Genomic DNA, 10,743 nt, shown 5'->3' with positions numbered 1-10,743 from the left:
GCCCGGCACCGGTGGTGCCGGGCCTTCGTCGTCCCACCCGTCGCCGTCGTCGGACGCCGTCCGGCGAGGACTGCTCGACGGCGCGGACTACTCGACCCGGACGCCCCGTCCGTCGAGCTCGACCGCGAGTCCCGCGGCGTCCGGCGCCTCCTGCGGGATCTCGACGACGCTCGTCGTGGGCACCATGTCCATGGTGCAGACGCCGTCGTAGGCCGTGGGGTCGCTCAGGGTGATGCGCAGCACCTGGGCGGCCTCGTCCCACGCGATGTCCGTGGGCACGACGGGGCACGTGCTGCTGCCGAACGTGACGACCTGGACGTGGCGCGCGTCGTCGCCCACGACCACGACCGTCTCCTCGCCCGACACGCCGTCGGGTGCGCCGGGGAACGTCGTCTCGGCGACGGACGGGACCGCGTCGCGCGACGTGGCCTGCGGCGTGGGGTCGGCGGCGGTCGAGGACGCGCTGCCGTCCGGCCCGGTGCTGCCTGCCGGGTCGGCGCTGCCGCCGCACCCGACGAGGAGCACCGCGAGCACCGCCACGGTGACGGCGGTGGTGGGGATGGTCCGGCGCCTGCTCGTCATGGGTTCCGCCTTCCGCTGCTGGTCACGCCCCCGGCGACCGTGCCCCCAGCATGGCGCGGTCCGACGGCGGGTGCGCGCGGACGGCGGGCCGCCGCCCCGCGCTGGCCCCCCGCCCCGCCGGCCCCCCGCCGGAAGTGGTCGCACATGTGACCACTTGGCGCCGAGCACCACCCGGATCCGACCACTTCGCGCCCCGGGCCTCCCGGAGGCCGCTGAGCCGGGGTAGGCAGTGACACCCGGGGGCGTGCGGGAGCAGACTGTCCGCGTCGTGATCGCCCGGCCCGGAGGTCCGTGTGGCACCAGACGCAGCACCCCGACCCGCAGCACCCCGACCGGCGTTGCTCACCGTCGACGACGACGCCGCCGTCTCGCGCGCCGTGGCACGTGACCTGCGCCGCCGGTACGGCGCGCAGTACCGCGTGGTGCGCGCCGAGTCCGGGCCCGAGGCGCTCGACGTCTGCCGCGAGCTCAAGCTCCGCGGCGAGCAGGTGGCGGTGCTGCTGGCCGACCACCGCATGCCCGGCATGAGCGGCATCGAGTTCCTCGAGCAGGCGATGGACCTGTTCCCGGCGGCGCGCCGCGTGCTCCTGACCGCGTACGCGGACACCGACGCGGCCATCGACGCCGTGAACGTCGTCGACCTCGACCACTACCTGCTCAAGCCGTGGGACCCGCCGGAGGAGAAGCTGTACCCGGTGGTCGACGCGCAGCTCGACGCGTGGCGGGCCACCGCGCCGTCGACCGTGCACGGGCCCAAGGTGGTGGGGCACCGGTGGTCGGCGCGCTCGTCGCAGGTGCGCGAGTTCCTGGCCCGCAACCAGGTGCCGTACCGGTGGTTCGCGTCGGACTCGCCGGAGGGCACGCGCCTGCTGGAGGCCGCGGGCGTCGACGCCGAGCGCCTGCCCGTCGTCGTGACGACCGACGGCGAGGTCCTCGTCGAGCCCGACGACGCGACGATCGCCGCGCGCGTCGGCCTCGAGGTGCAGCCGGCCGAGGACTTCTACGACCTCGTGGTCGTCGGCGGCGGGCCCGCGGGCCTCAGCGCAGCGCTGTACGGCGCGTCCGAGGGGCTGCGCACCGCGCTCGTGGAGCGCACCGCGACGGGTGGGCAGGCGGGGCAGAGCTCGCGCATCGAGAACTACCTGGGCTTCCCCGACGGCGTCTCCGGCGCCCAGCTGACCGACCGCGCGCGGCGCCAGGCGCAGCGCTTCGGCGCCGAGATCGTCATGACGCGCGACGCGTGCGGGCTCGACGTCAACGGGTCCGCGCGGGCCGTGCGGTTCGCCGACGGCAGCACGCTCGCGGCGCACTGCGTGATCCTGGCCAACGGCGTGTCGTACCGCGAGCTCGCCGGGCCGGGGCTCGGCACGCTCACGGGCCGCGGCGTCTTCTACGGCTCGGCGCTCACCGAGGCGCCCGCGTGCCGCGACCACGACGTGCACGTGGTCGGCGGCGCCAACTCCGCAGGTCAGGCCGCCATGTACCTCGCCCGCGACGCACGGTCGGTGACGCTCGTGGTCCGCTCCGACGACCTGCGCCGCTCGATGTCGCACTACCTCGTGGAGCAGGTCGAGGCCCACCCGCGCATCCGCGTGCTGACGTGCACCGAGGTGGTCGAGGCGCTGGGCGACGAGCACCTCGAGCAGGTCGTGCTGCGCCGCACCGACACGGGCGACAAGGAGACGGTCGCCACCGGGTGGCTGTTCGTCTTCATCGGTGCCGCGCCGCTGACCGGGTGGCTCGACGGCACGGTGCACCGCGACGCGCGCGGGTTCGTGCAGTCCGGGCCGGACCTGCTCAGCGACGGGCGCCCGCCGGCCGGGTGGCCGCTCGACCGCCCGCCCTACCACCTCGAGACGAGCGTCCCGGGGGTGTTCGCGGCCGGCGACGTGCGCGCCGAGTCCGCCAAGCGCGTCGCGTCCGCCGTGGGCGAGGGCGCGATGGCCGTCATGCTCGTCCACCGCTACCTGGAGCAGCTGTGAGCACACCTGCCGACACCCCCGAGCCGCGTCCGGAGGGTCCCGAGCGCCCCGCCGACGCGCTGCCCTGCGACATCGAGGAGCTGCGCACGCTGTTCCTCTTCGAGCAGCTCGACGACGACCAGTTGCGCTGGCTGTGCCGCCACGGGCACGTCGAGCACCGCGAGCCCGGGCCCCTGTACGTCGAGGGTGAGCCCGCGGACTGGTTCTGGGTGCTGCTGGACGGCACCGTCGCGCTGTCGCGGCGCGTCGGGACGGACGACGTCGAGGTGTCGCGCACGTCGCAGCGGGGCGTCTACGGCGGTGCGACGTCCGCGTACCTGGGCGACCGCACGCCGCAGCGCTACCCGCACACGATGCGCGTGCTGGCGCCGTCGCGGTTCTACGCGCTCCCGGCCACGGACTTCGCCGAGCTCATGACGGCGTGGTTCCCCATGGCGGTGCACCTGCTGGAGGGGCTGTTCGTCGGGCAGCGCGCGACGCAGCAGGCGGTCGGGCAGCGCGAGCGGCTGCTCGCGCTCGGTGCGCTGTCGGCCGGGCTGACGCACGAGCTCAACAACCCCGCGGCCGCCGCGAACCGGGCGACCGCGGCGCTGCGCGAGCGCGTCGCCGGCATGCGTCACAAGCTCGCGATGATCGCCGACGGCCCGTACGACGCGACGACGCTCGGGACGCTCGTCGACCTGCAGGAGCAGGCGGTCGAGTCGCTGGCCAAGTCCCGCGCCCCCGGTGCGCCGACGCCGCCGACCGCGCTCGAGCGGACCGACGCCGAGGACGCGGTCGCGGACTGGCTCGACGGGCACGGGATCGTCGGCGGCTGGGACCTGGCACCGACGTTCGTGACGGCCCGGCTGGACCCGCCGTGGCTCGACCGCGTCGCGGACGCCGTCGCGCCCGGCATCCTCGAGGGTGCGGTCCGGTGGCTGTCGTACGCGCTGGAGACCGAGCAGCTCATGAACGACGTCGAGGACGCGACGTCGCGCATCTCCTCCCTCGTCGGCGCGGCCAAGCAGTACTCGCAGATCGGCCGGGCGCCCGACCAGACGCTCGACGTGCACGAGCTGCTCGACTCGACGCTGACGATGCTGGAGCGGCGGCTCGACGGCGTCGAGGTGGTGCGCGCCTACGACCGCACGCTGCCACCCGTGCACGTGTACGGCGCCGAGCTCAACCAGGTGTGGACCAACCTCGTCGACAACGCCGCGCAGGCCATGGAGGGGCACGGCACGCTGACCGTCACGACGCGGCGCGTCGACGACTGGCTCGAGGTCGAGGTCGCCGACACGGGCCCCGGCATCCCGTCCGACGTCCTGGACCGCGTGTTCGAGCCGTTCTTCACGACCAAGCCGGTCGGGTCGGGCACCGGGCTGGGCCTCGACATCGCGTGGCGCATCGTCGTCACCAAGCACCACGGCGACCTGTCCGTGCGCTCGACGCCGGGGGACACCCGGTTCCTCGTCCGTCTGCCCTACGCCCCGGCTGCGGCCGGCGACCCGGAGGTGACCGCGTGACCGCGATCGACACGAGCGTCCCGCCCAGCGGCCCCGGCTGCGTCGAGTGCGACGCCACGGGCAGCTGGTGGTTCCACCTGCGCCGCTGCGCGACGTGCGGGCACGTCGGCTGCTGCGACTCCTCGCCGTCGCAGCACGCGACCGCGCACTGGCGCGCGACGGGGCACCCGCTGGTGCGCAGCTACGAGCCCGGTGAGGACTGGTGGTGGGACTACGCGCAGGAGGCGTACGGCGACGGCCCGGAGCTGGCTCCGCCGCTGGCGCACCCGGCCGCGCAGCCGGCACCCGGTCCGGCGGACCGGGTGCCCGCCGACTGGCGGCAGCACCTGCACACCTGACGTCACCGTCGCGGCGTCGCGTCCGCGGGCGGGTACGAGGGCGCGGGCCGACCGCCGTCCGCACCCCGGCGACCGGCTCGCAGCACCGGTCGTTCCACCAGCCACCAGCTCGCGGTGGCCGCCAGCACCGTCGCGGGCAGCGCGACCAGCGCGGCGGCGTCGCCGAGCGCGGGGCGCAGCCAGAGGGTCAGCGGGTAGTTCCACAGGTAGGCGGCGTAGGAGACGGTGCCGAGCGCGACGAGCGGCCGCCACCGGTGCCGCACGACGACGTGCCGCCGCCCGGCCTGCACGAGCACGACGGTCGCGACGGCGACGGCGGGCCCGGCGAGCAGGTACGTGGCGGCGTGGCCGCGCAGGTCCGTGACGGTCAGGGCGGCGAGCAGCGTGACGGCGGCGGTCACCGCGTGCGGCCCCGACGCGCCCGGCGGCCACCGGTCCTGCGTGACCCGCGACGCGGCGCCGACCACGAAGCAGCCGAGCCACGACGTCGCCAGCGGGTACGCCGCGTCGGGGTCCGCGCGGAACCACACGACCGTCAGCACGCACAGCAGCGCGGCCACCACGCCCGCGAGGACGAGCCCGGTGCGCAGCCGCCGCACCCGCACCGCGAGCAGCACCACCAGCGGCCACACCAGGTAGAACTGCTCCTCGGTGGCCAGCGTCCACAGGTGGTAGACCGCCGGGCTCACCCCCACGAGCCCGACGTACGGGATGTTCGCCGTGTACGTCAACGACACCGCCACGGTCCGGCCGAGCGTCCCCGCGTCCCCCAGCGGGTCCAGGGTCAGCGTCACCACGGTGAACCCGACGACGAGCAGGACCAGCGCCGGCACCAGCCGTCGCAGGCGGCGCCACCAGAAGCGGCGCAGGTCGAGCCTGCCGGTCGCCTCCGCCTCGTCCACCAGCAGCCCGGTGATGAGGTGCCCGGACAGCGCGAAGAACATGACGACGCCGACGACCCCCGCGCCGGGGAACACCTCGGGCCAGGCGTGCCGCAGCATGACGAGCGCGATCGCGACGCCCCGCAGCGCGTCCCACGCGCCGACGCGGGCCGTCACGACGTGCGCGACGCGTGCCGCACCCGGGCCTCGGCCACCAGCTCGGCCACCAGCGCGGGGTAGGTCATGCCGACGGCGGCGAACATCTGCGGCACCTGCGAGTGCGCCGTGAGGCCCGGCATCGTGTTGACCTCGTTGAGCACCGGGCCGTCGGCGGTGAGGAAGAAGTCCACGCGCGCGACGCCCTCGCAGCCGAGGGCGTCGACGACCGCGCGCGCATCCGCTGCGAGGCGGTCGGCGTCCGCCGGGTCGAGCGCCGCGGGGACGACGAACCGCGCGCTGCCGTCGTACTTCGTGGCGGTGTCGAAGACCGCGCCGGCGTGCCCGATCTCGAGGGGTGGGGAGACCACGGTGGTGCCGTCGGCGCGGCGCAGCACGGCGACGTCGATCTCACGGCCCGTCACGACCTCCTCCACGAGCGCCCGGTCGTCGAGCTCGAGCGCCGCGGCGACGGCCTCCCGGAGCTCGGCGGGCGTGTCGACGCGGCGCACGCCGTGGCTGGACCCGCACGACACCGGCTTGACGACCGCGGGCAGGACCGGGTCGGCGGACGCCTCGGCGACGTCCCGCACGACCCGGCCGTCGGCGACCGAGACACCCACGGCGGCCGCCACGAGCTTGGTCACCCACTTGTCCATGCCGAGCGCCCCGGCGCGCACGCCGGACCCGACGCACGCGACGCCCGCCAGGTCGGCGAGCGCGGCCAGCGTCCCGTCCTCGCCGTGCGGACCGTGCACCGCGGGCAGGAGCACGTCGCACGTCGCGACGAGCGCGACCGCCTCGGCGAAGGACAGCGCGGCGCCGTCACCCGACCACGTGCCGTCGCGAGCGATGGTGAGCGCCACGACGTCATGCGTCGTGGCCAGGGCCTCGCGCACCGCCGCGGCGCTCGCGAGCGACACGTCGTGCTCGGCGTTGGCGCCACCGCCCACGACGGCGACACGGCACACGGCGCCGGGTGTCAGGGACCAGGGGCGGTGCTGCAGGTCGGACGTGGTCACGGGTGCTCCTCGGGGAAGTCGGTCGGGCAGGGGGACGCGGGCACGACGCGGCGCACGAGCCGGCGCCCCAGGCCGGTCAGCAGCTCGTGCGGGAGGGTGCCGGCCCAGCCGGCCCACTCGGTGAGCGTGGGGGCGGGGTCGTCACCGGTGCCGATGACCGTGGCGACGTCGCCCGGCTGCACGGGCAGGTCGCCCACGTCGACGACGACCTGGTCCATCGACACGCGCCCGGCCAGCGGACGTCGCCGCCCGTGGACCAGGACCTCCGCGTGTCCCGACGCGCTGACGGGCAGGCCGTCGGCGTACCCCAGCGGCAGCAGCGCGAGCCGCGTGCGCGCGGTCGTCCGGTACGTGTGGTCGTACCCGACGCCGACCCCGGCGCCGACGTCGCGTACCTGCACGACGGGCGCCGTCACCTGCGCGGCGGCGCGCAGCACGGGGTACCGGCCGGTGGGGTCGATGCCGACCAGCCCCGCGCCGACGCGCGACAGGTCGAACGCCGTGCCCGGCAGCCCGAGGACGGCGGCGGTGGCACCGAGGTGCCGCAGCACCGGCCGCAGCCCGGCGGCACGCGCCTGCGCGACTCCGCGGACGAAGCGGGCCGTGGCGGCGGCGTTGGCGGCGGCGTCGAGCCCCGCGGCGCAGGCCAGGTGGCCCATCACGCCGACGACCCGCACCGTCCCGGCCAGCTCGGCGCGGCGTGCCGCGGCGCACAGGGCGGGCCACAGCTCCGGCGGGCAGCCGTCGCGCGCCGTCCCGGTGTCGAGGTACAGGTGGACGTCGACGACGCGGCCCAGCCGTCGCGCGGCGGACGCGGCCGCGTCGAGGTGCGCGAGGCTCGGCACCGCGACGTCGACGCCGTGCAGGACGGCGTCGGACAGGTCGGCGCCCGGCGCGTCGAGCCAGCTCAGGACGGGCGCCCGCACGCCCGCCAGGCGCAGCTCGACCGCCTCGGCGAGCGTCGTGACGCCCAGGGCCCGGGCCCCGTGGGCGAGCGCGGTGCGTGCGACGTCGACGGCACCGAGGCCGAAGCCGTCGGCCTTGACGACGGCCATGAGCCGCCGTGCCGACGCGGCCAGCACGCGCGTGTTGTGCGCGACGGCGTCGAGCCGCACGGTCAGGACGGGCCGGGTGCGGGCCACCGGGGTGACCGGGGCCGTCCCCGGCGGGCAGACGGTCGTGCTCATGCCGCCACCGGTCCGTACAGCGCCGCGGGGCGGCCCGTGACGAGCGCCCAGTAGCGGTCCCCGAAGCTCCAGTGCCACCACTCCGTGGGGTAGTTGACGAACCCCGCCGCGCTCATCGCCTCCGACAGCGCGGTGCGCAGCGCCCGGGCGGCGGGCGGGACGGGTGCGTCTGTGAAGCAGCGACCGTCGCTCTCCTCCGGCGTGGCGTCCAGCGGGCACCCGAGGTCGAGCTCCCGGCCCGTGCCGTCGACGAGGGTCACGTCGACGGCGGCGCCGGCGACGTGCGGTGCGACGGCGACGGGTGCGACGTAGCGGCTGGTGAGCCGCTCGACGTCGTCCGGCGTCGCGCCGGGGTGGTCGAGGCGCACGCGGGACCCGTACCGCGCGACGATCGCGGCCTGGGCGCCGGGGCTGCGCCACCCCTCGGCGAGCGCCAGGTGCAGCCCGGCGGGCAGGGCCGCGTCCGCCCGCAGGAGGCGGTGCGCCACCGTCGCCCGCACACGGGAACCCTGCGGGTCGCCACTCACGTGCAGGCGGGGGAGTCGCGCGACGACGAGGGGTTCGCCGCTGTCGACGACCGGGACGGCCGCGACCCGCGGATCATGCAGGAGCACGACGTCGTTGCTGATCAGAGGCACGCAGCGACGCTAACCGCGGCCGTGGGGCGCCCGGCTCCCCCCGGGGTCTCGACGTGCGGGCGTCGCGGGGGGACGCCACCGCGGGGTCCGTCCGCCCGTGGCGGGGCACCACGGGCCGGGCCGTCCACCCGGGGGCTGACACGCACCTCCCTGCGGGGTGGACGCCTCCCGCGCCGGTCGTGGCCGGGGACGTCGACCGAGGGCCGCGGCACCGGGTGCGGACACGACGCCGACGTGCGCAGACTGGACGGGCACCCGGAGGTGAGCGTCATGAGCGTTCCCGCGATCGACCCGACCGTCCCGCCCAGCGGCCCCGGCTGCGTCGAGTGCGAGCAGGAGTCCGGCTGGTGGGTGGCGCTGCGCAGGTGTGCCGCCTGCGGGCACGTCGGCTGCTGCGACAGCTCGCCCGGCCAGCACGCGACCGGGCACTGGCGGGCGACGGGACACCCCCTGATGCGGTCCTACGAGCCGGGCGAGGACTGGTGGTGGCACTACGAGTCGGGTGAGTACGCGCACGGCCCGGACCTCGCACCGCCGCTCGCGCACCCCGTCGACCAGCCGACGCCCGGCCCCGCAGGCCGCGTCCCGGCCGACTGGCGCGACCACCTGCGCGCCTGACCCGTGGCCCCCCGCACCCGGTGCGACCGCGGCGCGGCCTAGCCTCGACGCATGGTTGCCACCTTCGTCACCGCCGGCCGCGTCGTCCTCGGAGCCGGGGCCGCCGCGCAGGTCCCCGAGCTCGTCGCGGGGCTCGGGCGCCGCGTCCTCGTGGTCGCGGGGCGGTCCGCGGACGTCGGTGCGCTCGCGGGCGCGACCGTGCACCGGCACCGTGGCGAGCCCGACGTGGACGCCGTGCGGGCCGCGGTCGCCGTCGCGCGGGAGTTGCGCCCCGACGTCGTCGTGGGCTGGGGCGGCGGGTCCGTGCTGGACCTCGCCAAGTGCGTCGCGGTGCTGACGCGCGGCGGTACGGACGTCCTCGACCACCTGGAGGTCGTCGGTCGGGGGCTGCCGCTGCCGGACGACGCACTGCCCGTCGTCGCCGTGCCGACCACGGCCGGGACCGGTGCCGAGGTGACCGCGAACGCGCCCGTCCGCGTCCCGGAGCGGGGAGTGAAGGCCAGCCTGCGGGGCCGCGCGATGCTCCCGGCGGTCGCGGTCGTCGACCCGCTGCTCACGCTGGGCTGCCCGCCGGCGCTGACCGCCGCGTCGGGTGCGGACGCCCTCACGCAGGCCCTCGAGGCCTTCACGACGCCCCACGCGATGCCGCTGACCGACCCGCTGGCCCGTGACGCGCTCGTCCGCGCGGGCCGCAGCCTGCTGCGCGCCGTCGAGCACGGCGACGACGTCGACGCGCGCACCGACCTGAGCGTCGCGGCGCTGCTGTCGGGCATGGCGCTGGCGAACGCGAGGCTCGGTGCGGTCCACGGGCTCGCGGCCGCGCTGGGCGGGCGTCTCGGGGCGCCGCACGGGCAGGTGTGCGCCGCGGTGCTGGCCGCGACGACGGCAGCGAACGTGACGGCGCTGCGCCGGACGGACCCCGACGGCCCGGGCCTGGCCCGTTACGACGACGCCGCCGTCGCCCTCACCGGGCGGGCCGGTGCCCGTGCGGACGACGCGGTCGCGTGGCTGGGTGACCTGGTGGCCGCCCTGCAGGTCCCGGGTCTGGGAGCCCTGGGCCTGTCGCACGACGACGTGCCGGCCGTCGTCGCCGACGCCCTGGCCGCGTCGTCCATGCGCGGCAACCCGGTCACGCTGACACCCGCCGACCTGACGGAGGTCGTCACCGCGTCCTGGTGACCGCCCCCTGTCCAAGACGTGGGACCCGCGATCGTCGAGACCGCGCTGAGTCGTCGGACGGGGCCGCGGTCGACGACCCAGCCCGGTCTCGGCGGGTGCGCACGGCCGTCGGCGGTGACCAGGGCCGCGGAAAGAGGGGGCGTCCGCGGTCGAACCACCGCAGGATGGGCACATGAGCACCCTCGACCGACTGACCGCCGACCTCACCACGTCCCTCAAGGCCCGCGACACGCTGCGCACGAGCACCCTGCGCCAGCTCATCGGTGCGGTGCGTCACGAGGCCAAGGCCGGCACCGTCGAGCGCGAGCTCACTGAGGACGAGATCCTCAAGGTCCTGGCCCGCGAGTCGAAGAAGCGTCGCGAGTCGGCGCAGATCTACACCGACGCGGGCGCCCCCGAGCGCGCCGCGACGGAGAGCGCCGAGGCGGAGATCGTCGACGAGTACCTGCCGACACGCCTGAGCGACGACGAGCTCACCGCGCTCGTCGACGCCGTCGTCGCGGACACCGGGGCGTCGTCGCTCAAGGACATGGGCGCCGTCATGAAGGAGGCGAACGCCCGCGCGCAGGGCCGCGCCGACGGCAGGGCGATGAGCACCCTGGTCCGCTCCCGCCTGGCGGGCTGACGAGGCGCCCGCGCGTCATCCCCGACG

At 76.4% G+C, this 10,743-nt stretch carries 11 protein-coding genes; 6 read left to right on the top strand and 5 right to left on the bottom strand.

What is annotated here, in order from left to right; genetic code table 11:
* Positions 1-87 precede the first annotated feature (87 nt).
* Positions 88-582, bottom strand: coding sequence for a hypothetical protein (locus H9657_RS03970; RefSeq protein ID WP_191780524.1), 495 nt, complete (start codon positions 580-582; stop codon positions 88-90).
* A 338-nt stretch (positions 583-920) separates the two neighbouring features.
* Here H9657_RS03970 and H9657_RS03965 point away from each other — a divergent pair, with 338 nt between their 5' ends.
* Genes H9657_RS03965 through H9657_RS03955 form a run of 3 tightly spaced genes read left to right on the top strand, consistent with a single transcriptional unit; the run spans position 921 to position 4,410 of the window.
* The gene (locus tag H9657_RS03965) at positions 921-2,564 is read left to right on the top strand and encodes an FAD-dependent oxidoreductase (protein WP_225214537.1); all 1,644 of its coding nucleotides are present in this window, start codon (positions 921-923) and stop codon (positions 2,562-2,564) included.
* Positions 2,561-4,072, top strand: a complete 1,512-nt coding sequence (locus H9657_RS03960; protein ID WP_318241270.1) for an ATP-binding protein — start codon at positions 2,561-2,563, stop codon at positions 4,070-4,072. Before H9657_RS03965 ends, H9657_RS03960 begins: the two co-directional genes overlap by 4 nt.
* The gene (locus H9657_RS03955) at positions 4,069-4,410 is read left to right on the top strand and encodes a UBP-type zinc finger domain-containing protein (protein ID WP_191780520.1); all 342 of its coding nucleotides are present in this window, start codon (positions 4,069-4,071) and stop codon (positions 4,408-4,410) included. The genes H9657_RS03960 and H9657_RS03955 overlap by 4 nt, the downstream gene beginning before the upstream one ends.
* Before the next feature lie 2 nt (positions 4,411-4,412).
* Here H9657_RS03955 and H9657_RS03950 read toward each other — a convergent pair whose 3' ends face one another.
* Genes H9657_RS03950 through H9657_RS03935 form a run of 4 tightly spaced genes read right to left on the bottom strand, consistent with a single transcriptional unit; the run spans position 4,413 to position 8,294 of the window.
* The gene (locus H9657_RS03950) at positions 4,413-5,468 is read right to left on the bottom strand and encodes an acyltransferase family protein (protein ID WP_318241269.1); all 1,056 of its coding nucleotides are present in this window, start codon (positions 5,466-5,468) and stop codon (positions 4,413-4,415) included.
* A complete protein-coding gene (locus H9657_RS03945; protein ID WP_318241267.1) occupies positions 5,465-6,469 on the bottom strand; it encodes a D-alanine--D-alanine ligase family protein in 1,005 nt (334 codons plus the stop codon). Before H9657_RS03945 ends, H9657_RS03950 begins: the two co-directional genes overlap by 4 nt.
* Positions 6,466-7,656: an alanine racemase gene (alr, locus tag H9657_RS03940; RefSeq protein ID WP_191780518.1), complete on the bottom strand. Its 1,191-nt coding sequence runs from the start codon at positions 7,654-7,656 to the stop codon at positions 6,466-6,468. Before alr ends, H9657_RS03945 begins: the two co-directional genes overlap by 4 nt.
* A complete protein-coding gene (locus tag H9657_RS03935; RefSeq protein ID WP_318241266.1) occupies positions 7,653-8,294 on the bottom strand; it encodes a M15 family metallopeptidase in 642 nt (213 codons plus the stop codon). Before H9657_RS03935 ends, alr begins: the two co-directional genes overlap by 4 nt.
* A gap of 270 nt (positions 8,295-8,564) precedes the next feature.
* Between H9657_RS03935 and H9657_RS03930 the strand changes: the two genes are divergently transcribed.
* From H9657_RS03930 to H9657_RS03920, 3 genes are all read left to right on the top strand, one after another.
* Entirely contained in the window at positions 8,565-8,912 is a 348-nt protein-coding gene (locus H9657_RS03930; RefSeq protein WP_191780517.1) for a UBP-type zinc finger domain-containing protein, read from the top strand.
* A 51-nt stretch (positions 8,913-8,963) separates the two neighbouring features.
* On the top strand, positions 8,964-10,091 hold the full coding sequence (locus H9657_RS03925; RefSeq protein ID WP_191780514.1) for an iron-containing alcohol dehydrogenase: 1,128 nt from the start codon (positions 8,964-8,966) through the stop codon (positions 10,089-10,091).
* 172 nt (positions 10,092-10,263) lie between these two features.
* On the top strand, positions 10,264-10,716 hold the full coding sequence (locus H9657_RS03920; protein WP_191780512.1) for a GatB/YqeY domain-containing protein: 453 nt from the start codon (positions 10,264-10,266) through the stop codon (positions 10,714-10,716).
* Positions 10,717-10,743: the final 27 nt, after the last annotated feature.

Source organism: Cellulomonas avistercoris (genome assembly GCF_014836445.1).
Taxonomy (GTDB): Bacteria; Actinomycetota; Actinomycetes; order Actinomycetales; family Cellulomonadaceae; genus Cellulomonas; species Cellulomonas avistercoris.
This window is presented reverse-complemented; position numbering and strand designations above follow the sequence as displayed.